This window comes from Streptomyces sp. NPDC033178, from assembly GCF_055577685.1.
The window spans coordinates 201,695-222,607 of sequence record NZ_JBVIPT010000010.1 but is presented as its reverse complement, the minus strand read 5'-3'; the positions used below and the strand labels follow the sequence as shown (position 1 = coordinate 222,607).

At 70.7% G+C, this 20,913-nt stretch carries 16 protein-coding genes; 5 read left to right on the top strand and 11 right to left on the bottom strand.

Annotation, left to right across the window (positions count from 1 at the left end):
- Positions 1–12 precede the first annotated feature (12 nt).
- Positions 13–2,013 (top strand): glycoside hydrolase family 31 protein, encoded by a 2,001-nt coding sequence (locus ACZ5VQ_RS25205; RefSeq protein ID WP_469106836.1) that lies wholly within the window; start codon positions 13–15, stop codon positions 2,011–2,013.
- A gap of 65 nt (positions 2,014–2,078) precedes the next feature.
- Here ACZ5VQ_RS25205 and ACZ5VQ_RS25200 read toward each other — a convergent pair whose 3' ends face one another.
- The 10 genes from ACZ5VQ_RS25200 to ACZ5VQ_RS25155 all read right to left on the bottom strand — a co-directional run bounded on the left by ACZ5VQ_RS25200 (position 2,079) and on the right by ACZ5VQ_RS25155 (position 13,864).
- Positions 2,079–3,035 (bottom strand): sugar kinase, encoded by a 957-nt coding sequence (locus ACZ5VQ_RS25200; protein ID WP_469106835.1) that lies wholly within the window; start codon positions 3,033–3,035, stop codon positions 2,079–2,081.
- Positions 3,032–3,700: a bifunctional 4-hydroxy-2-oxoglutarate aldolase/2-dehydro-3-deoxy-phosphogluconate aldolase gene (locus tag ACZ5VQ_RS25195; RefSeq protein ID WP_469106834.1), complete on the bottom strand. Its 669-nt coding sequence runs from the start codon at positions 3,698–3,700 to the stop codon at positions 3,032–3,034. The genes ACZ5VQ_RS25200 and ACZ5VQ_RS25195 overlap by 4 nt, the downstream gene beginning before the upstream one ends.
- On the bottom strand, positions 3,697–5,091 hold the full coding sequence (locus tag ACZ5VQ_RS25190; protein ID WP_469106833.1) for an MFS transporter: 1,395 nt from the start codon (positions 5,089–5,091) through the stop codon (positions 3,697–3,699). The genes ACZ5VQ_RS25195 and ACZ5VQ_RS25190 overlap by 4 nt, the downstream gene beginning before the upstream one ends.
- Before the next feature lie 134 nt (positions 5,092–5,225).
- Entirely contained in the window at positions 5,226–6,269 is a 1,044-nt protein-coding gene (locus ACZ5VQ_RS25185) for an NAD(P)-dependent alcohol dehydrogenase (RefSeq protein WP_469106832.1), read from the bottom strand.
- 36 nt (positions 6,270–6,305) lie between these two features.
- Positions 6,306–7,826, bottom strand: a complete 1,521-nt coding sequence (locus ACZ5VQ_RS25180; protein ID WP_469106831.1) for a mannitol dehydrogenase family protein — start codon at positions 7,824–7,826, stop codon at positions 6,306–6,308.
- Between the two features lie 8 nt (positions 7,827–7,834).
- On the bottom strand, positions 7,835–9,058 hold the full coding sequence (gene manD, locus ACZ5VQ_RS25175) for a D-mannonate dehydratase ManD (RefSeq protein ID WP_469106830.1): 1,224 nt from the start codon (positions 9,056–9,058) through the stop codon (positions 7,835–7,837).
- Positions 9,055–10,077 (bottom strand): 2-hydroxyacid dehydrogenase, encoded by a 1,023-nt coding sequence (locus tag ACZ5VQ_RS25170; RefSeq protein ID WP_469106829.1) that lies wholly within the window; start codon positions 10,075–10,077, stop codon positions 9,055–9,057. The genes manD and ACZ5VQ_RS25170 overlap by 4 nt, the downstream gene beginning before the upstream one ends.
- Entirely contained in the window at positions 10,074–11,093 is a 1,020-nt protein-coding gene (locus ACZ5VQ_RS25165) for a LacI family DNA-binding transcriptional regulator (RefSeq protein WP_469106828.1), read from the bottom strand. Before ACZ5VQ_RS25165 ends, ACZ5VQ_RS25170 begins: the two co-directional genes overlap by 4 nt.
- A gap of 413 nt (positions 11,094–11,506) precedes the next feature.
- Entirely contained in the window at positions 11,507–12,577 is a 1,071-nt protein-coding gene (locus ACZ5VQ_RS25160; protein WP_469106827.1) for a LacI family DNA-binding transcriptional regulator, read from the bottom strand.
- 171 nt (positions 12,578–12,748) lie between these two features.
- Positions 12,749–13,864: a LacI family DNA-binding transcriptional regulator gene (locus ACZ5VQ_RS25155; protein ID WP_469106826.1), complete on the bottom strand. Its 1,116-nt coding sequence runs from the start codon at positions 13,862–13,864 to the stop codon at positions 12,749–12,751.
- Between the two features lie 115 nt (positions 13,865–13,979).
- Between ACZ5VQ_RS25155 and ACZ5VQ_RS25150 the strand changes: the two genes are divergently transcribed.
- Positions 13,980–16,172 (top strand): glycoside hydrolase family 36 protein, encoded by a 2,193-nt coding sequence (locus ACZ5VQ_RS25150; RefSeq protein WP_469106825.1) that lies wholly within the window; start codon positions 13,980–13,982, stop codon positions 16,170–16,172.
- Positions 16,173–16,306: 134 nt separating this feature from the next.
- Here the strand turns inward: ACZ5VQ_RS25150 and ACZ5VQ_RS25145 are convergent, their stop codons facing one another.
- A complete protein-coding gene (locus tag ACZ5VQ_RS25145; RefSeq protein WP_469106824.1) occupies positions 16,307–17,320 on the bottom strand; it encodes a hydroxyacid dehydrogenase in 1,014 nt (337 codons plus the stop codon).
- 365 nt (positions 17,321–17,685) lie between these two features.
- On the opposite strand from ACZ5VQ_RS25145, the gene ACZ5VQ_RS25140 reads away from it, so the two are divergent.
- From ACZ5VQ_RS25140 to ACZ5VQ_RS25130, 3 genes are read left to right on the top strand one after another with little or no spacing between them, the layout of a single operon-like run.
- Positions 17,686–19,014, top strand: a complete 1,329-nt coding sequence (locus ACZ5VQ_RS25140; RefSeq protein WP_469106823.1) for an ABC transporter substrate-binding protein — start codon at positions 17,686–17,688, stop codon at positions 19,012–19,014.
- Positions 19,015–19,066: 52 nt separating this feature from the next.
- Complete coding sequence (locus tag ACZ5VQ_RS25135; RefSeq protein ID WP_469106822.1) at positions 19,067–20,017, top strand: carbohydrate ABC transporter permease; 951 nt, start codon at positions 19,067–19,069, stop codon at positions 20,015–20,017.
- The gene (locus ACZ5VQ_RS25130; RefSeq protein ID WP_469106821.1) at positions 20,014–20,907 is read left to right on the top strand and encodes a carbohydrate ABC transporter permease; all 894 of its coding nucleotides are present in this window, start codon (positions 20,014–20,016) and stop codon (positions 20,905–20,907) included. Before ACZ5VQ_RS25135 ends, ACZ5VQ_RS25130 begins: the two co-directional genes overlap by 4 nt.
- Positions 20,908–20,913 lie beyond the last annotated feature (6 nt).

The following is a 20,913-nucleotide window of genomic DNA, read 5'->3' as shown; positions in this document are numbered from 1 at the left end:
CCGATGAGGAACATGTCTCCCTACATGCAGCACGAGGGTGGTCTGGAGCGCCGGTCCCCCGGCGAGATCCTGCGCGTCGAGCCCTGGGGCCCGCATGCCGTACGGGTGAGCGCCACCGCCGGACCCGTCATCGACCCCACTCTGCCCGGCGCCCTCGACTCCGCCGCACCGACCGCCCCGGACGCTGGGGTCTCCGTACTGCCCGACGGCACAGCGCGGTTGGTCAACGGCCGCATCACCGCGCACGCCGACGCCGACGGCCGGCTCCGCTTCACGCATACCGCCACGGGCCGTGAACTCCTCGCGGAGAAGCGGGCGTACACCTGGTATCCGGGCCCCCGGGTGTACGCGGACGGCCGTGTCGAGCAGCACTTCGAGGCGTACGACGGTGAGCGCGTCCACGGGCTCGGGCAACATCTGCACGGCCGGCTCGACCAGAAGGGCCATGTCATCGACCTGGTCCAGGGCAACACCGTGGCCACCATCCCCTTCCTGCACTCCTCCCGCGGCTACGGCCTGCTGTGGAACAACCCGGCGCTCGGCCGCGTGGAACTCGGCGCCGACATCACCCGCTGGACGGCCGAGACCCCCGCGGCCGACCGGATCGACTACTGGATCACCGCGGGCGACCCGGCCGAGATCATGGAGTCGTACGCCGACGCCACCGGGCATCCGCCGCTGCTGCCCGAGTGGGCGTCCGGCTTCTGGCAGTCCAAGCTCCGTTACCGCACGCAGGACGAACTCCTCGCCGTGGCACGGGAGTACAAGGAGCGCGGGCTGCCGCTGTCCGTGATCGTCAGCGACTTCTTCCACTGGCCGAAGATGGGCGACTGGCGGTTCGAGGAGAGCGAGTGGCCCGACCCGGCCGCGATGGCGAAGGAACTCGAGGCACAGGGCGTCAAGCTCGCCGTCTCCGTCTGGCCGACCCTCGAACCGGACAGCGAGAACTACGAGCCGCTGCGGGCCGTCGACGGAATCGTGCGGGACGGCGCCCGCGACGGCGAGCCGCTGACGTTCGCCTTTCCGGCCCGGGGTCACGGCGCGGACCTCCAGCCGATGGCGTACTACGACCCCACCAACCCCGTGGCCCGCCAACTGCTGTGGCAGCGGCTGAACGAGAACTACCGTTCCCAGGGCGTGACCGCCTTCTGGCTGGACTCCGCCGAACCCGACATGCCGCCCGCCCTGGCCGCCGGCGCGCTCTACTCCACGGGGCCCGGCACCCAGGTCACCAACCTCTACGGGCTCTACCACGCACAGGCCGTCGCCGACGGTCTGCGCGCGGCCGGGGACGACCGCCCGCTGACGCTGATCCGGTCCGCGTGGGCGGGCAGCCAGCGCCACGGCACCGCCCTGTGGTCCGGCGACATCTCGTCGACCTTCGACTCGCTGGCCCGGCAGATCCGCGCGGGTCTCAACGTCGCCATGAGCGGCATCCCGTGGTGGAACACCGACATCGGCGGATTCAACGGCGGCGACCCGGCCGACCCGGCCTACCGGGAGTTGCTCGTCCGCTGGTTCCAGTGCGGCACCTTCAGCCCGATCATGCGCCTGCACGGTGACCGGGCGCCCAACCACCCCACCTTCAGCGCGGACATGACCGGCGGCCCCAACGAGGTCTGGTCGTACGGCGAAGAGGCCTACGACATCCTCGCCGACCACCTGCGTCTGCGCGAGCGGCTGCGCCCGTACCTGGCCGAGCTGTCCGAGCAGGCACACCGCACCGGCGCACCCCCCATGCGTCCCCTCTTCTTCGGCTTTCCCGAGGACGAGCGGGCCTGGGAGGTGGACGACCAGTTCCTGCTCGGCCCGGATGTGCTCGTCGCCCCCGTGTACGAGGCCGGCGCTCGCGCCCGCACCGTGTACCTGCCCGGAGACTGCCGCTGGCTGGACCCGGCGACCGGCACCTTCCACGAGGGCGGCACGAGCGTGGAGGCCGCGGCTCCCTTGGCCCGCATCCCCGTCTTCGTACGGGAGGGAGCCCCTGTCGCGGGCGCGTTCGGCGACCGCTGAGATTCCGGGGGTGGCGGTCAGTCCGTGCAGCCGGTGTGCCGGAGAGAGCGGCGATCGTGCCGGCCTTACCGGTGGACGTCCGTCACCCCCGTCCACCCGTCGAGGACGGACCGGGTCGGCATGCCCTCCCAGTCCCCCGGCACCGTGCACAGCAGGGCGCCCGCGAGGACGGCGGTGTCCAGGCAGCGTTTGATGTCCGCGCCCGCCATCAGCTCGCTGAGGTAGGCGCCGACGAACGCGTCACCCGCCCCGACCGGGTCGACGACCTGGACGGGCACGGCGGCTCGCCGGTGGAACACGCCGTCCACCAGGGCGAGCGCGCCCTCGGCGCCGAGTTTGATCACCGCGCTGGCGGGGCCGAGGCCGGTCAGCGCAGTGGCGAGTTCCTCGGGATCCTCTGCGCGCTCGCGGCCGAGGACCAGGGCGGCCTCGTCGTCGCCCGCGAAGACGATGTCGGCCCGCGCGACCAGGTCGCGCAGAACCGGGCCGGCCGTGTCGGGCGGCCACAGCGCGGACCGGTAGTTCACGTCGACCGACACCGTCACCCCGGCCGCGCGGGCCACGTCCACCGCGTGGAACACCGCCGCGGCGGCGGACTCGCCGAGCGCCGGCGTGATGCCGGTGACGTGGAGCAGCCCGGCCCCGGCGACAAGCGCGTCGTCGACGTCCGCCGCGGCGAGCCGTGCTCCCGCCCCATGGGCGCGGTAATACCAGACCTTCACCGCCCCACCCGGCAGCCGCTCCTTGAGCATCAGGCCGGTGGGCGCCCCGGCGTCCCGTACGGCGTGCACGTCGACGCCCTCCGCGGTGAGTTCGCGTACGACGCGGTCGCCGACGGAGTCCGCGCCGAGCCGGCCGAACCAGCTAACAGGCGTGCCGAGCCGGGAGAGAGCGATCGCCACGTTGCTCTCGGCTCCCCCGATGCCGAGCGCCATGTGGGACACGTGCTGCAGATGCCCGACGGTCGTGGCGGCGAGGAGCCCCATCGTCTCGCCGAGGGTGACGACCCGTCCGGCGCTCACGAGCGGGCTCCGGCGACGGCGTCGAGGGCGCGCCGGGCCCGGCCGGCGAGGTCCTGGAGGTCGCCTCCGGACAGGGCGTCGCCGGACAGTGCGCCGCCGAGTCCGACGGCCAGGGCTCCGGCCCGTGTCCAGGCCCCGACGTCGTCGAGGCCGATGCCGCCGGTGGGCATCACGCGGACGTCGGGGTAGGGGTCGGTGAATGCCTTGAGGTGCGCGGGGCCCACGGTGGAGGCGGGGAACAGCTTGACCGCCGTCGCCCCGGCGTCCCAGGCCGCGGCCAGCTCGGTCGGGGTGAGCCCGCCCGGGTAGACCGGTACTCCGGCCCGCCGCGCTTCCGCCACAACGTCGGCGCGGAAGCCGGGCGAGACGAGGAATCCGGCGCCCGCGTCGAGGCTGCGCCGGGCCTCGTCGGCGGACCGTACGCTGCCCGCGCCGAGGTCCGCGGTGTCGCCGAGGTCCTTGCGCAGCCGCTCCAGCGCGTCGAGGGCTCCCGGGGTGGTCAGGGTGAGTTCGAGGCAGACGAGTCCGGTGTCGACCAGCGTGCCGGCCGCGGGCAGCAGGTACTCGGGGGTGTCCGCGCGCAGCACGGCCACGACTCCGGTGCGCAGCAGTGCTTCGCCGGGTTCGGCCCGGTGCGGGTGGTGGGCGGGGAGGGTGTGGTTCATGGAGTGCTCGCTTCGGTCGCGGTCTTCGGCAGGGCCGTCGCGTCGGTGTGGAGGGTGAGGTCCCGGTCAAGGGTCTCCGGTGCCAGCCGGGCCGCGACCAAGCTGATGATCATCATCAGGGTCATGTAGGCGGCGACCGGCACCCACGAGCCGGAGAAAGCGGTGAGCAGGGAGGCGCAGATCAGCGGGGCGACCCCACCGCCCAGCACCGAGGAGAACTCCCGGCCCAGGGTGACCCCGGCGTAGCGGTAGCGGCTGCCGAACAATTCGGGGAAGTAACTCATCTGCACGCCGACCGCGCCCTGTCCGGCGAGGACGAAGCCGATGACGATGGCCACGGTGATGGCGATCGGCGATCCGGTGTTGAGCGCGACGAAGGTCGGCCCGGGCAGCAGCACGAGGGCGGCCAGGATCGCCATGTACACGGGCTTGCGCCCGACGCGGTCCGAGAGGACGCCGAACCCGATCGCCGCGAGGCCTCCGCAGGTGGCCCCGATCATCAGCACCTTGGGCACGAACGAGGAGTCGACGCCGACCGTGGAGACCAGGTACGAGGCCATGAAGACCTGGTAGGTGTACGACTGCGCGCTGATGCCGACGTTCATGAACAGCACCAGGAGCATGGGCTTGCGGCCGTGCTGGAAGACCTCCGCCACCGGCGACTTGGGCTTCTCGTGCTGCTTCTTGAGCTCCTGGAAGACCGGGCTCTCGCTGAGCCTGCGCCGGATGAGGACGGCCACGACGGTGACGACCAGGCTGCTGGCGAAGACGACCCGCCAGCCCCAGCTCATCAGGGCTTCCTCGGACAGCGTCTGGGCGAGGATCCAGGCGAGGGCGCCCAGTACGGTGCCCAGGGCGGCGCCGGTCATGACGAGTGAGGCGAGCCTGCCGCGCCGTCCGACCACCGCCGTCTCGGTGAGCAGGGTGGCACCGCCCGACTGTTCGGCACCGGCTCCGAAGCCCTGGAAGAAGCGGCACAGGACGAGCAACGCCGGGGCGAGCAGGCCGACTTGGGAGTACGTCGGCAGCAGTCCGATGGCGAACGTCGAGACGCCCATCAGGAAGAGCGTGGTGACCAGGACCCATTTGCGGCCGAGCCGGTCGCCGTAACGGGAGAAGAACAGGCCGCCGAGGGGCCGGGCGGCGAACCCGACGGCGTAGGCGGCGAAGCTGGCCAGGAGGGCGACCGCCGGTGTGGCGTTGGGGAAGAACAGGTCGCCGAAGACCAGGGCCGACGCGGTGCCGTAGATGACGAAGTCGTACTGCTCGAGCGCCGTGCCGACGAGGCCGGCCCAGGCGGCGCGGCGGACGGCGCCGGGGTCGGCGGGGGTGTCCGTGGCGGGAGCGGGCGGTGCGGAGTCGCTTGCTATGGGTCCGGTGGACGTGTCCATCAGCCATGCCTCCTTGAATGGGATGGGCATCGGGGACGAAAGGGGGACAGCGCGCTACGGAAGGAGGGCAGCGCGGTACGGAAGGGTGCGGCGAACTGCCGGGCCGCCTCAACGCGGTTGTCGGCCTTGGATGTTCAGGCAGCGGTGCCGTGCGGACGGACGACGACCTTCAGGTGCGTCGGGTCCGTGACCGGTGCGCGCAGGGCGTCGGTGGCACGGTCGAGCGGGAAGCGGCCGGTGAGGACGGACGAGAGGTCCACCCGGCCGTCGGCCGCCAGGGCCAGCGCGGTGGGGAACGCGTGGGCGTAGCGGAACGCGGTGACGAGGTCGATCTCCCACCGCTGGAGATGCGCGAGCGGTAGTCCGTCGACGGCGGGAGCGGCCTGTCCGACGACGGTGGCGCGTGCGGCGGGCTTCAGGGTACGAAGCCCCTGCCAGAGTGCGGCGGGGTGGGCCGAGCACTCCAACAGCCGGTCCATGCCGGTGAGTTCGAGGTCCTGTGCGGCGGTGTTGACCACCGCCGTGGCGCCGAGCTTGCGGGCCTGGGCGAGCCGGGCGTCGTTCACATCGGTGACGATCACCTCGGCCGCGCCCGCGGCTCGCGCCACCTGGGCCACGAGGATGCCGATCGGTCCGGCTCCGGTGATCAGGACCCGGTGTCCGAAGGCGACTTCGGCCCGTCGCACGGCCCAGACCGCGACGGTCAACGGCTCGATCAGTGAACCGAGTTCCAGCGGAACCCCGTCCGGCAGCGGATGGACGGCCCGGGCGGGGAGGACGACGTGTCCGGCGAGGACTCCATGTGTGGGCGGTGAGCCGAGGCAGGTGCCGTGCGGACAGAGGTTGTAGCGGCCCGAACGACAGGTCTGGCAGGTGCCGCAGCCGACCGCGGGTTCGATCGCGACCGGGGTACCGGCCTCGACACCCGCCCTGGGGCCGGCCGCCGTGACGACACCGGAAGCCTCGTGGCCGAGGACGGTCGGCTGCCGGAGCACGTTCTGACCATTGCGGCCGCTCGCGAAGTAGTGCATGTCGGAGCCGCAGATGCCCACGGCGTCGATCTCGACGAGCACCTCGTCGGGGCCGAGGGGGCCCAGGGGGACCTCTTCGACGCGGAGGTCGTCCGGGCCGTGCAGTACGGCGGCTCTGGTCCTCGTGGGTGCAGTGGGAACTGACACGGCCTCACATCCTTGTGAGAGGGGTTGGGTTGGAGCTCAGGCCGCCAGCAGCGGCTCCGAGTCGGCGGCCTCGGCCGCGGCGCCCGCCGCCGCGTCCGTGCCGTGCCGGGCGAGGATGCCGATGAACTCGGCGACCCGCTCGGTGAATTGGGGGTGCTCGGCGAGCCGGTCGCCGAGCAGGCCGCCGCTGATGACGGCGGTGACGAAGTCCCGTACGGACGTGGTGCGTTCGGCCGTCCGCCGTAGCCCTTCGCGCGCCGGGTCCGCCATCGCGGCGGCGTGCGGACCGGCATCGAGGCCGGTGGGCGGCGCCATGCAGCACAGGTACGCGGCGACGGTCAGCGCGAGATGGTGGGGCATCCGTCCGCCGCGCAGCTGCCTGAGTGCCGGATCCGGCACCCGCTGGCGCAGCTTGACGGACCCGTCCGAACCGACCTGCTGGGTGCGGTGTCCGAGAGCCGTGTTGGCCCAGCGGTCGAAGAGCTGTGCCACGTAGGCGTCGAGGTCGAGGCCGGCGGGGACGGTGAGGCTGGGCAGGTAGTCGTCGTGCAGGACGCGGCGCGCGGCCTCTGCGACGACGGGCCGGGCGATCGCGTCCGGGATGGTGGCCCGGCCGTCGAGCGCGCCGAGGTAGGCGATGAGCGAATGCGTGCCGTTCAGCAGCCGCAGTTTGAGCAGTTCGTACGGCTCGACGTCCTCGGTGAACAGCGCGCCGCCATGCTCCCAGCCGGGTCGTCCTGCGGCGAAGCGGTCCTCCAGGACCCACATGGTGAACGGCTCGGCGGCCACGGGGACTTCGTCCCGCAGGCCGAGCCGGTCGGCGACCGTTCGGCGGTACGCGTCGGTGGTGGCCGGGACGATCCGGTCGACCATGGTGTTCGGGAACGTCACGGCGCCTGCCAGCCACGGGAGGAGTTCGTCACGCTCGCCGGCCGGCAGGGCCTCGGCGAACTCCCGCACCAGGCGCTCGGTCTGCCCTCCGTTGCCGGCCAGGTTGTCGCAGCTGAGCACGGTGACGGGCGTGGCGTGCGAGCGCAGGCGGCGCTGCAGCCCTCGTACGATCAGGCCGATCGTGGTCCGCGGCGGTGTGTCGCCACGCAGGTCGGACCGTACGCCGTCGTGCGCGGTGTCGAGGTGCCCGGTGCGCGGCGAGAAGGTGTAGCCGTGCTCGGTGACGGTGAGCGAGACGATCCTGGTGGCCGGGGCGGCGACGGCGTCGAGGACGGCGTCCGGCTGCCGCGTGGCCACCAGCGCTCCGGTGTGCACGGCGGGAATCGTGACGCGGGATTCCGTCGGCGAGATCTCGACCACGCCGTAGCGGAAGTCCTGGGCCCGCAGCGCGTCGGCCACGGCCGCCGAGCGGCTCGCCACTCCGAGGATCCCCCAGGGGCCGTCGGTGTGGTCGAGGGCGGCCGCGGTGTAGACGGCCTGGTGGGCGCGGTGGAAGTTGCCGAGGCCGAGGTGCACGATGCCGGTGTCGGCGAGCGTGCGCCGGTGCAGGAGTGAAGAGCCCGTCACCGTACGGGAGTTGAGGGTGGGAAGGTCCGTGGTCGTCATCTCGGCGGTCACCAGTCCGTCATCGAGCCGTCGCGGCGGCGGGCAACGGGCAGGTAGGCGGGTTCGTAGGGGTACCGGGCGGCCAGGGCCTCGTCGACCTCGACGCCGAGGCCGGGGGCGTCGCCGGGGTGCAGATGCCCGTCGGCGTAGCTCCAGTCGTGCCGGAACACCTCGTGGGCCAGCGGCTCGTAGCCCATGTACTCCTGGATGGCGAAGTTCGGGGTGGACAGGCCGACGTGCAGGGACGCGGCCAGCGCGACGGGTGAGACGTCCGAGGGGCCGTGCGGGCCCAGCTTCACCTGCCAGACCTCCGCCAGGGCGGCGATGCGGCGCAGATGACTGATGCCGCCGGCGTGTGTGACGCAGGTGCGTACGTAGTCGATCAGCTGCTCGGTGATGAGCGTCTGGCATTCCCAGACGGTGTTGAAGACCTCACCGATCGCCAGCGGTGTCGTGGTGTGCCGGCGCACATGGCGGAGCACTTCCTGGTTCTCGGCCGGGGTGACGTCCTCCAGCCAGAAGAGGTCGACGTCCTCCAGGGCGCGGCCCAGGCGTGCGGCCTCGTTCGGGGTGAGGCGGTGGTGGGCGTCGTGGAGGAGCTTCACCTCGGGCCCGACGTGCTCACGGGCCGCGGCCAGCGCGCCGGGGGCGTGCCGCAGATAGGCGGCGGTGTCCCAGACCTCCTCGACGGGGGCGGCGCCGCGGCCGGCCGGCTCGTATCCGGCGTCCGGACTGCCGACGCCGTAGACGATGTCCAGCCCGGGCACACCTGTCTGGGCCCGGATGGCCTGGAAGCCGCGCTCGCGCTGGGCGTCGAGGGAGTCGAGCAGCTGCGGGACGTCCCAGCCGGTGGCGTGGGTGTAGGTGAGGACGCGGTCGCGGACCGCGCCGCCGAGGAGTTGGTAGACCGGCTGGTCGGTGGCCTTGCCCTTGATGTCCCACAGGGCGAGGTCGACGGCGCCGATGGAGGTCATGGTGACCGGGCCGCGCCGCCAGTACACCCCGCGGTACAGGTATTGCCAGGTGTCCTCGATGCGGGCCGGGTCGCGCCCGATGAGGAGTGGGGCGAGGTGGTCGCGGAGGTAGGAGGCGACGGCGAGTTCGCGGCCGTTGAGGGTGGCGTCGCCCCAGCCCACCAGCCCTTCGGCGGTGGTGATCTTGAGGGTGACGAAGTTGCGTCCCGGGCTGGTGACGATGACGTCCGCCGCGACGATGGTGTCAGGCTTGCTCATCGGACCCTCTCCACTATGTTGTGCAGCCCCTCGCCGGCCGCCAGACGGCGGATGTTGGCTGTGATGTCGGACATCCGGCGGGCGAAGGTCTGCCGGGTGAGCCCCGAGGAATGCGGCGTCATCAGCACGTTGGGCAGCTCGTGGAAGGCGTGGCGGCTCGGCGTCCCCGTGTTGCCCGAGGCCGGGTAGTCGTACCAGACGTCGATCGCGGCGCCCCCGATCACACCGTCGCGCAGGGAGGCGTACAGCGCGTTCTCGTCGACGACGGGACCGCGGCCGACGTTGACCAGGACGGCCGACTCGCCCATGCGGGCCAGTTCCGCCGCGCCGATCAGCCCGGTGGTCCGCTCGGAGAGCGGTACCGAGACCACGACCACGTCCGCGGTGTCCAGGAGTGCGTCCAGATCGTCGACGCGCCCCGCCCACACGAGCCTCTCGGCGACCGCATCGACGTCCCCGCGCCGGGTGACGGCCACACCTCGGGCGCCGAACGCCCGGAAACGTTGCCAGGTGCGGGCGCCGATGTGCCCGAACCCGACGAATCCGACCGTGGTGTCCCCCAGCGCGTCGGGCCACGGTGCTCCGGGCGAATGGGCGGGCGAGTCCCAGGTGCCGCGCCGCAGCGCCGCGTCCTGACGCAGGAACCCGCGCCGCAGCAGGACCGTGGCGGCCACGACGTACTCGGCGATCGAGTCCTCGTGATGGAAAGTGTTGGCGACGAGCGTGCCCGGGGGCAGCGCCGCGACGTCGATCTTGTCGATGCCGGCACCGGCGGCGTGCACCAGGCGCAGGCCCTTGCCCACCGCCGCCATCTCGGGCGAGCACACCCCCGACACCAGCACGTCGGCGTCGCGCAGTGCTTCGACGACGGCGTCGGTGTCCGCGAGGTCGGGCCAGCTCACGGTGGTCCGGCCGGGCAGGTCCGCCTCGAACCGCTCGCGCAGGGGTGCCAGGTTGGGGTCGGCGACGACGACGTTGAGACCGCCGGTGTCGTTCTGGGGCGGATCCTTGTGCGTCATGCGTGCTCCCTGGTGACGGGGGGCGTGCGGGTCGTCGCGACCGGTCCGGTGGAGCCGCGGACCACGAGCTGGGTGGGCAGCCGCAGGGTGCGCGGCTCCCGGTGCTCGTCGCCGATGGCCTGGGAGAGCATCTCCAGGCTGAGCGCCCCGGCCCGGTCCATGGGGACCGCGATGGTGCTCAGTGCGGGGTACGCGGTCGCGGCGAGCGGCATGTCGTCGATGCCGACCACGCTGAGGTCGTCCGGGACACGCACCCCGAGCTGCCGCGCTCCGGCGATCACACCGAGGGCGACGAGGTCGTTGTGCGCGATGACCGCGGAGGCGCCGGACGCGATCACACCGGCCGCCGCGGCGGTACCGCCGGCCACCGTCTCGGACTGCCAGCCGAGCACCTCCAGCTCCAGGCCGACCCGCTCGGCCTGGACACGGGCCAGATCGACGCGATGGCTGTTGGACCACGAGTGCTGTGATCCCTGGACGTACGCGAGGTGCCGGTGGCCCAGCGCCGCCAGGTACTCGACGGTCTGGCGCAGCCCGTCACCGGCGTCCGCGAGAACACAGTCCGCGGTGGTGGTCTCCCGGTTGACGAGCACGACGGGGGTGTCGCCGCAAAGGGCGAGGACGTCCTCTGCGTCGAGCCGGGGCGAGCACACCACGAGCCCGGCGGACCTGGCACGCAGCTGCGTGATCACCGCCCGCTCCCGGTCGGGATCGAAGTCGGTGTCGGCGAGCACGATGGTCTGCCCGCGGTGCCAGCCCTGGGCCTGCGCGGCCTTCACGAAGGCGCCGAAGACCGGGTTGGCGATGTCCGGCACGATCACGGCCACGGTGGCGGTGTCCGACGGCAACTCGGCGGGACGTGGCGGCGGCGGTGGCTCGTAGCCCAGCTCTTGCGCAACCTCCAGAACCTTGCGCAAGGTCTCCGGCCCCAGCCGCTGGGGGTCACTGAATGCCCGGGATGCCGTGGAAAGCGCCACATTCGCGCGCTTCGCGACGTCGGTCAAGGTGGGGGCCACGCTGCCACTCCGTTCCGCAGTTACCGCTGCATGAACTCTTCGTTACCCATACTCGGCAAGCTTGCGCAACCTTGTCAATGCTTGCCGCAAGGTGAATCGCGGAGTGGCCGGGCGCGACGAACGTGGCAGGCCTCAGGAAGGCACGGCTTTGTCCCGGACGTTCAGCCGTGAAGTGATGCAACCCCGGGCCGCGTCGGGTGCGGGTGCCATCGGGGAGGAGGATCTCCGCGCGGGTGCCTGCTGGGCCGGTGGCGATGAGCCGACAGGTTCTGTCGTCGCCGACGCGCAGGGCGGAGACGATCCGCCTCCGCCAAAGCCCCTCCCGGCTTTCCCGGACCGTGGTGGCTCTCCCGAATCAGCAGTTCGGTGATGCCAAGGGGCTCGGTGAGGTCCACACAGGGGAGTGGCGACCCTCAGGCGGTGTCCCCGGGGCGCCGTGCCCCGACCGGTCCGGCCGAGCCACGGACGACGACATGGGTGCCCATGGTCAGGTGCTGGACGGGATGGTCGGCCCGGTTGAGGGCGAGACGCACCGCGGCGCGACCCAGTTCCTCGTGCGGAACGTGGACAGTGGTGAGCTCGGGCGCGAGGTCGGTGGCGAGCGGGATGTCGTCGAAGCCCACGACCGACACGTCGTCCGGGACCCGCAATCCGGCTTCGCGCAGCGCCTTGTACACCCCGGCAGCGATCATGTCCGTCATCGCGAACACGGCCGTGAACTCGGTGCCCTTGGCGAGGAGTTCACGGGTGGCGCGGTAGCCGGCCTCGCGTGTGTACGGGCCTGGGACGACCACGTCGGGATCGTAGGACAGGCCTCGGCTCTCCAAGGCTCGCCGGTATCCTGCCACGCGGCCGGCGGCAACGGTGTGGCGCTCGACACCGACCAGAGCGATGCGTTCATGGCCCAGGGAGAGCAGATAGCTGGTCATGCTGAAGGCGCCGCCCTCGTTGTCGTACTCAACGACGGTCTCGGGGACGTCCGGGCCGAGGGACGACCGTCCGCACAGCACCAGGCGCGAGCCGTCGGCGTCCAGGGAACGGGCGAGTCTGACCATCCGCTCGGTGTACTCGGGCGTCTGCACCGCACCACCGACCAGGATCACTGCTTCGGCGCGCTGCTCGCGCATGAGGTTGATGACGGCGAGCTCGCGGGCCGGGTCGTGGTGCGTCGTGCACACCAGGCAGAGGCGGCCTTCCGCGGAGGCCTGCTGCTCAACGCCCTGAGCGATGTGCGCGAAGGACGGCCCGGTGACGTCGTTGACGACGAAGGCGACGGTGTTGCTGGTCGCCTGGCCCAGCGACCGCGCATTGGCGTTGACGACGTAGTCCAGATCCCGCAGGGCCCGCTGAACCCGGTTCCGGGTGACGGCTGCCACCGGGTACGTACCTCCGAGGACCCGGGAAACGGTCGCCGTGGAGACCCGGGCTCGGGCCGCGACATCCTTGACCGTGGCCCGCCCACGGTCCGTCGTCCGCCTCGGCATCGCTTTGCCCGCTCCTCGTCCGCAGTCGCCCCACCGCGGTAAGCGGCCTGAGGGAAGGTAGTAACCGAACGCTACACAATCACCACCCCGGCGGACGGGTCAATGATCAGAGGAACGCGGGCTCGCCGGAGGGAGGCCACTGGCCATCCCTCCGGCCGACGCCGGTTCCGCTCACGACGTCCGACGTACGGACTGACGGATGACCAGCTGGGTGCTGAGCACCACGTGGTCGTCCCCGGCGAGACACTCCTCGCGACCCAGCGCCAGGCGCACGGCGGTGCGCCCCAGTTCCTCGTAGGGCACCCGGACCGTGGTGAGGGACGGCGACAGGTCGGCGGCGAAGGGCACGTCGTCGAAGCCCACGACCGACACGTCGCCGGGGACGTCAAGACCGGCCTCGCGGAGAGCGGCGAGCGCTCCGACGGCCACCATGTCGGTTCCCGCGAAGACCGCCGTGAAGTTCAGGCCCGAGCGCAGGGCGTCCCGGGTCCGCTGATAGCCCGAGACGCGCGTGTACGTACCGGGAACGTCCAGTTCCTCGGCGTACGGCACGTCGTGGGCGCGCAGGGCTTGGCGGTAGCCGGCCCTGCGCTCCTCGGAACTGCTCTGCAGGGGCTCGCCGCCGAGGAAGAGGATGCGCCGGTGGCCCGCCGTGAGCAGATGGTCGGCGGCCTGAAAGGCGCCTCCCTTGTTGTCGTACTCCACCACCGTCACCGGAAGCCCTTCGGGCAGCGGCGGGCGCCCGCACAGCACCAGCCGGGATCCGGCGGCGTCCAGGGCGGCGGCGTACTGGGCCATACGCCGGTGATATGCCTCGCTCGGTACCACTCCGCCGACGAGGACCACCGCCGCCGCGTGCTGCTCCCGCATGAGCTGCACCAGGTCGTCCTCGCGATCCGAGTCGCCGTGGGTGGCGCAGACCAGGCTCAACCTGCCGTGGGTGGCCGCCTCCTGCTCCACTCCGGCGGCGACATGGGCGAAGGAGGGGCCGGTGATGTCCTGGATGACCAGCGCGACGGGGCCCGCGACCCGGCCGGACAGCGCCTTGGCATGGACGTTCACGACGTAGTGCAGTGACTCGACCGCCGACATGACGCGGGCCCGGGTGTCCTCAGAGACCGGGTAGTTCCCGGCCAGAGCACGGGAAACGGTTGCTACGGATACGCCGGCCTGCGCGGCGACGTCTCGGATCGTGCTGGGCTTGTCCTGACCCGCACCACCGCGCCGACGCCTGCCGCTCTCGGTTCGAGGGCTCGACGTGCGGGCCCCGCTCTCCTGATCCGTCACAGCTCGACGTTACTGCATCGGAAGCCCCTTGAAGTGAGGGGTGTCTGAGAACTACCGTCCTTCAGCAGTAAACGTTTCCTCTCCCCGTCCCGCTCACAGCCGGAGTGCGTTACCGATGTCCATGGCCCACCTTCGCTGGGGAACCGACGCGTTGTCCCTGCTCATCTCCCTCGACCCGGCAGGTCCGGTGCGCCTCCTCGCGGCGGGCGAGGCGGCCTCGTTGCCCGATCCGGTACGCGAACCGGAGCGGTGCGCACGGCTCGCGCAGCGGGCGCTGTCCCTGGTCGAGATCCAGACCACGGACGGCGGACGCCTCGGCACGTCCGGCAAGCGCCATGTGGACGGAGCGGTCTCGCGCGGCCTGCGCCGGACCGGCCACAACGAGGACGACGCCGCCGGCGTACGCACCCTGCGCGTGCGCATGGCAGACGAGGACAGCGGCCTGCGGGCCACCGCCGTCTACACGCTGCGCGAGGACGCTCCCGTGCTGCACGCCGAGGTGAGCGTCGAGAACAGCGGCGATCGTCCGGTCACGCTGGAGTACACCTCCTCCTTCGCCCTGTCCAACCTGGCCCGGCACCTGCCCGACGGCGAACGCTGGGAGGACGGCCTCTCGCTCTGGCTCGCGGCCAACCCCTGGAGCGGCGAGTTCCGCTGGTCGCGGGCCACCCTCGCCGAGCGCGGACTGTACGACGTCGGCATGGTCGCGTACGGCCAGACCGGCTCGAAGAACCGCATCGCCGTGACCAGTACCGGCTCCTGGTCCTCCTCCGAGTACCTGCCGATGGGCTGCCTGGAGGAGCCCTCGACCGGTCGTGCCCTGCTGTGGCAGATCGAGCACAACGGCTCCTGGCACGCCGAACTCGCCGACCGCTTCGACGACGTGTACCTGGCGCTGTCCGGCCCGACCGACCGCGAACACCAGTGGCGCCGCAGCCTCGCCCCGGGCGAGTCCTTCCGCACCGTCCCGGTCACGGTCGCCCTGGTCCCGGAGGGCGGCTTCGAGGCCGCGCTCGCGGCGCTCACCGCCCAACGCCGTGCCACCCGCCGGCCGCACGCCGACCACGAGCAACTCCCCATCGTCTTCAACGACTTCATGAACAGCCTGATGGGCGAGCCCAGCACGAAGGCCCTGCTCCCCCTGGTGGACGCGGCGGCGGCAGCGGGCGCCGAGTACTTCTGCATCGACGCGGGCTGGTACGACACCGAGCCGCCCGGCACCGTCGGCCAGGGCGGGGTCCCCGGCTGGTGGGACGCGGTGGGCGAGTGGCAGGAGTCGGCGACTCGCTTCCCCGGCGGGCTAGGTGAGGTCCTGGACCACATCCGGGCGGCCGACATGGTCCCGGGGCTGTGGCTGGAGCCCGAGGTGGTCGGCGTACGCAGCCCGGTCGCCGCCTCGCTTCCCGACGAGGCCTTCTTCCGCCGCGGTGGTGTCCGAGTGGCGGAGTGGGGCCGTCATCAACTCGACCTGCGGCATCCGGCAGCCCGCGCCCATCTCGACACGGTCGTGGACCGGCTGGTGCGCGACTACGGCGTCGGGTACCTCAAGCTCGACTACAACATCGACATCGGTGCGGGCACCGACGGCCCGGACGGCACCGACAGCCCCGGCGACGGCCTCCTCGGCCACAATCGCGCCTACCTCGACTGGCTCGACGGCGTCCTCGACCGGCACCCGTCCCTGGTCCTGGAAAGCTGTGCGGCCGGAGGCAGCCGTACCGACCACGCGATCCTGTCCCGGCTGCCCGTGCACTCCGTCACCGACCAGCAGGACTTCCGCCTGCTGCCCGCCATCGCCGCCGCCGCTCCCACCGCGGTCACCCCGGAGCAGGGCGCGATCTGGGCGTACCCGCTGCCGGAGCACACCGACGCCGAACTCGGCATGGTGATGGTGTCCGCGATGCTCGGCCGAGTCCATCTCAGCGGCCGGCCCGACCTTCTGACGAAGCATCAGATGGGCATCGTGTACGAGGCGTTGGCCACGTACAAGACCTACCGCCACCTCCTGCCGACCGCCCACCCCCGCTGGCCTTTGGGCCTGCCGGGCTGGCGCGACGGCTGGCTCGCCCTCGCGCTCACCACGCCTGACGGCACCACTCTCCTGGGCCTCTGGCGCCGCGACGGCGCCCCGGAGACCGTGCACGTCCCGCTGCCCTGGGCCGACGGGAACGACCGCCCGCGAGTGCTCTTCGAAGCGGGGGTGCGGGCGACCCTCGACTGGGACGAGTGCGGGCGCGCTCTGCGCGTGGGCCTGCCGACCGAGGGCTCCGCGGTGCTGATCGCTCTCGACTCCGCCGCGCCGTGCTGACGGTTGGGCGGTGCGGGCGGAGGCGCCGCCTGCGCACGCCTCCGCCAGGACGGTGACGGACGTCGGCCTACGACGCCCTCGATGCGCCTCGCCCCGTACGCCTCGGCAGCGGGCACAGGGGAGGAGAACCGGTCTCAGGCACTCTTCACGAGGTCGGCCCGCACGACCCGGTGAGCGGGCTGGTGTCCCGCGGCGAAGCGTTCGAGCTCGTCGACCACTGTGCGGCCCAGACGCTCCAGTTCGTTGCCGAGCGACCCGGCGATGTGCGGCGTCAGGAACACGTTCGACAGGTGGTACAAGGGCGAGTCGGCGGGGAGGGGCTCGGGTTCGGTGACATCGAGCACGGCGCTGATCCGGCCGCTCACCAGTTCGTCGGTGAGCGCGAGGGGGTCGACGAGGGCACCTCGGGACGTGTTGATGAGCACGCCGCCGTCCGGGATCAGCGCGAGCCTCGCGCGGTCGAGCATCCGGTGCGTCTCCGGGATGTCGGGGGCGTGCAGGCTGACGATGTCGCTGGTACGGATCAGCTCGTCGAGCGGCAGGCGTACGGCGCCCAGCTCGGCGGCCTCGGCATCGTCCACGTACGGGTCGTACAGGGTGGGCGAGAGGTCGAAGGGACGCAGTAGTTCCAGGACCCGTCTGCCGACTCTGGACGCGCCGATGATCCCGACCCGCCGGCCGAGGTTGCCGATCGGCCCGTGGTCGCCGGGCGCCGGGTACACGTGCTCGGCCCCGAAGCGTTCCCGCAGGCCGAAGGCGTTCTTACCGGCGAAGAGGATCGCGGCGAGCGTGTACTCGGCGACCGGGAGCGCATTGGCCTGCACCGCGCTGGAGACGGCGATGCCGCGCTCCCAGACGGCTTCGCCGAGCAGACCGCGCACACTGCCCGCGGCGTGCAGGACGGCCCGCAGCCGGGGCGCCGCGGCCAGCACGTCGGCGCCTATGTGCGGACAGCCCCAGCCGGTGATCAGGATCTCCGCATCGGCCAGCGCGCGCACCGCCTCCGGATCGGCGAAGTCGCGCACGACCAGCTCGGGATCGAATCGCGCCAGATCCTGAAGCCGTGTCATCTGCCGGGGCGGGAAGAGCTCCGGAAGGTGCACCGGGTTCATCACGAACAGGACGCGCGGCAGCTGTGACGTGGGCATGGAACTCCCGCTTCGGCATGGGAAGGAGTGGGATCAGCAAGTAAACGTATTCCACGCTACTGACGAGATCGTCGCCAGGTCAACGGTTCTTCCCATGTCATCGTCCGTTACCCCACACCCCCCGAACGCTCATCCAAATCGACAGATTGAGAAAATCGCCAGGTCAGTGCCGCTCCGGGGTAACCTGCGGGAAAGGTTGACGAAACAGTTAGGCGCCGCCCCCTTGTGGTCCGCCCCGTCTGAGCCCTACGGTCCCACAGCAAACGGTTACTGAATCATTTCCGGACCGAATGCCTGCCCCTCCCCTGAGCCGACCGCGCCCGTCCCCCATCGCAGCGCTGTCCCGTCCTTTCCCGGAGGACCTGATGAGCACCTTCCGCACGAGAGCTTTCGCCGGCGCGGCCGCCGCCCTCTCTCTGTCCCTCGTCCTGGCCGCCTGTTCCGGCGACGGCGACTCCGACGCCGCCGCCAAGCCCAGCACCGAGGGCAAGGTGAACCTGGAGTTCTGGAGCTGGACCGAGGGCATCGAGGCCCAGGTCAAGGTCTGGAACAAGGAGCACCCCGAGACCCAGATCAAGTTCGTCAACGCGGCCGGCGACACGGTCTACCAGAAGCTCCGCGCCGCGGTGACCTCCGGCAACGCCCCCTGTCTGTCCAAGATGGACGGGATGAACCTGGCGAACTTCGCCGCCGACGGGCTGCTCACCGACATCACCAAGATCGCCGCGCAGTACAAGGCCGGCTACACCACACCGGCCTGGAACTCCGTGAGCCCCGGCGGCGCCACCTACGGCATCCCCACCGGCTCCTCACCGCTGTTCACCGCCTATCGCGCGGACCTGTTCGAGAAGTACGGCATCGAGGCGCCCAAGACCTGGGACGACCTGATCGCGGCCGGCAAGGCGGTCCAGAAGAAGGACAAGAACGTCAAGATCTACAACATGGCGGGGGAGGACCCGAGCACGCTGGTCGACCTGTCCTGGCAGGCCGGGGCCGAGTGGTACAAGGTGGACGGCGACCACTGGATCATCGACTTCACCTCGCCCGAGGCCCTCAAGGCGGGCGATGTCGTCCAGGAGCTGGTCGACAACAACCTCGCCTCCAGCGCCTCGTACGCCGACCCGGGCGTCTTCAAGACCTGGGACCTCGGCAAGACGATCCTGATGACCACGTCCACCTGGCAGCTGCCGATCTACGACACCAACTTCCCCAAGTCCAAGGGCAAATGGCAGCTCGCGGACGCCCCTCTCTTCGACACCGCCAAGCCGCAGACCTCCAGCAACTTCGACGTGACGGCCGTGCTGAAGGGCTGCAAGTACCCGGACCGTGCCGCACAGTTCGCGGCCTGGCTGTCCAGCAGCAAGGAGTCGCTGACCGCGCTCACCGACCCCGCGTCCAAGTCCGGTCTCTTCCCGGCGGTCAACGACGTCTCCCCGTACGTCGACAAGATCATCCCGACCGAGATGTTCGACGGTGAGTCCGACAGCGCGAACGTGATCACCACGGCCGCCTCCCGGGTCGGCGGCCAATGGCAGTACGGGCCCAACTACGCCTCCATGTACTCCGAGATGCAGAAGCAGTGGGGCAAGGTCATGAAGAAGGAGATCACCGTCAAGGAGATGCTGACGCACCTCCAGGAGTGGACGCTCACCGACCTCAAGGACAAGGGCGTCAACGCCGTCGCAGGCGGCTGACCCCCCTCGCACACGCTCAACAGACAGACCGAGCACTGACTTGGAGAGTTCCGTGTCCACCCTGACGCGACCGCCCGAGGTCGCCGCCAACTCCCCCCGGCGGACTTCCCCCCGCCGGTCGGGGAGGCGGGGAGCCTACAAGGGCGTGCTGTTCGCTCTGCCCTTCCTCGTGGGCTTCCTGTTCACCTACGTCCTGCCGATCGCGTACGCCTTCAGCCAGAGCCTGCGCGAGAAGAAGAGCAGCGGCATCGGCTTCGGCCCGACGAAGGTCGTCTACACGGGGTTCTCCAACTTCGCGACGATCCTGTCCGACAGCGCCTTCTGGTCGAGCATGGGGCGCACGCTGCTCTTCGGTGGCGTGCAGATCATCGTCATGCTCGGGATCTCGCTGCTGCTGGCGCTGCTGCTCGACGGGGTCGCGGCGCGGGCGGTCCGGTTCTTCCGGGCCGGACTGCTCATCCCCTACGTCGTCCCGAGTGTCGTCTCCACCTTGATGTGGCTGTTCCTCTACAGCCCGACGATCAGCCCGATCATCGACCTGGCGGACCGTGCGGGAATGCACCTGTCGTTGTTCGGCGGTATCAACACGTACCTCTCGCTGGGCAATCTGCTCACCTGGCAGGGCATCGGCTTCAACATGATCCTGATCTCCGCCTCGCTGCAGGCCCTGCCCCGCGAGCTGTACGAGGCGGCCCGGATCGACGGGGCCCGCGAGTGGCGGATCGCCTGGTCGATCAAGGTGCCGAACATCACCGGAATCCTGGTGTTGACGGGCATGTTCTCGCTGATCGGCCGGCTCCAGCTGTTCGCCGAGCCGCTGCTGTTGCGGTATGTGGCGCCGGAGTCCATCAGTACCGACTTCACGCCGATGATGGAGATCTTCGACAAGGCGTTCAAGACCGGCAACTACCAGTACGCCGCCGCCGAGTCGCTGGTTCTCGCCGTCGTCACCGGCATCCTCGCCTTCGTCTTCTACCGCGTCACGAACAGGAAGATGTCATGAGCACCGCCGCCACCAAGGCCTCGCCCGCCACCAGTACCTCAGGGGGCGGGGTGCGCCCCACCCGCGGCGCGGTCGCCCTGACCACCGGCCTGCTGATCGTCTTCCTGCTGTACTCGATCGCGCCCACCTGGTTCCTCCTGGTGTCCTCCACCAAGAACCAGACCGACCTGTACTCCACGTTCGGCCTGTGGTTCTCCTCCAACCACTTCGCCGACAACTTCACCGCGATCTGGGACTACCACGACGGCGTCTTCGGACGCTGGATCGGCAACTCCCTCCTCTACTCCACCGTCGGCGCGGCCAGCTCCACCTTCATCTCGCTCGCCGCCGGTTACGGCATCTCGAAGTTCGAGTTCCGGGGCCGGGGGGCGATGTTCGCGGTCATCGTCGGCGCGTCGCTGCTGCCGAGCACGCTGCTCGCGTTCCCGCTGTACCTCGTCTTCTCGGAGATCGGCATCACCAACACCGTGTGGGCCGTGCTGATCCCGTACTCCATCAACCCGTTCGGGGTCTACCTCGGCAAGGTGTACGCCGACACGTCCGTGCCCCCCGAGCTGATGGAGGCGGCCCGGATCGACGGGGCCAGTGAGACGCGGATCTTCTTCTCGATCGCGCTGAACCTCATGCGCACCGGCGGCGTCACGATCTTCATGCTCGACTTCATCAACATCTGGAACAACTTCTTCCTGCCCCTGTTCATGCTCAACGGCGAGCGCACCTTCCCCGTCACCCTGGGTCTCTTCTCGTGGGTCCAACAGGCGCAGGGCTCCCGGGACATGAACACGCTCGTCCTCACCGGTTCCCTGCTGTCGATCATTCCGCTGGCGATCTTCATGTTCGCGCTCCAGAAGTACTGGCGCAGCGGAATCCTCATGGGCAGCCTGAAGTAAAGGACC

What these genes read in the sequence shown, in the direction of transcription:
- ACZ5VQ_RS25205 (WP_469106836.1), top strand. Translation starts at nt 13, where the DNA reads ATGTCTCCCTACATGCAGCACGAGGGTGGTCTGGAGCGCCGGTCCCCC.
- manD (WP_469106830.1), bottom strand. Translation starts at nt 9,058, where the DNA reads ATGAGCAAGCCTGACACCATCGTCGCGGCGGACGTCATCGTCACCAGC.
- ACZ5VQ_RS25170 (WP_469106829.1), bottom strand. Translation starts at nt 10,077, where the DNA reads ATGACGCACAAGGATCCGCCCCAGAACGACACCGGCGGTCTCAACGTC.
- ACZ5VQ_RS25160 (WP_469106827.1), bottom strand. Translation starts at nt 12,577, where the DNA reads ATGCCGAGGCGGACGACGGACCGTGGGCGGGCCACGGTCAAGGATGTC.
- ACZ5VQ_RS25150 (WP_469106825.1), top strand. Translation starts at nt 13,980, where the DNA reads ATGTCCATGGCCCACCTTCGCTGGGGAACCGACGCGTTGTCCCTGCTC.
- ACZ5VQ_RS25140 (WP_469106823.1), top strand. Translation starts at nt 17,686, where the DNA reads ATGAGCACCTTCCGCACGAGAGCTTTCGCCGGCGCGGCCGCCGCCCTC.
- ACZ5VQ_RS25180 (WP_469106831.1), bottom strand. Translation starts at nt 7,826, where the DNA reads ATGACGACCACGGACCTTCCCACCCTCAACTCCCGTACGGTGACGGGC.
- ACZ5VQ_RS25130 (WP_469106821.1), top strand. Translation starts at nt 20,014, where the DNA reads ATGAGCACCGCCGCCACCAAGGCCTCGCCCGCCACCAGTACCTCAGGG.
- ACZ5VQ_RS25145 (WP_469106824.1), bottom strand. Translation starts at nt 17,320, where the DNA reads ATGCCCACGTCACAGCTGCCGCGCGTCCTGTTCGTGATGAACCCGGTG.
- ACZ5VQ_RS25190 (WP_469106833.1), bottom strand. Translation starts at nt 5,091, where the DNA reads ATGGACACGTCCACCGGACCCATAGCAAGCGACTCCGCACCGCCCGCT.
- ACZ5VQ_RS25195 (WP_469106834.1), bottom strand. Translation starts at nt 3,700, where the DNA reads ATGAACCACACCCTCCCCGCCCACCACCCGCACCGGGCCGAACCCGGC.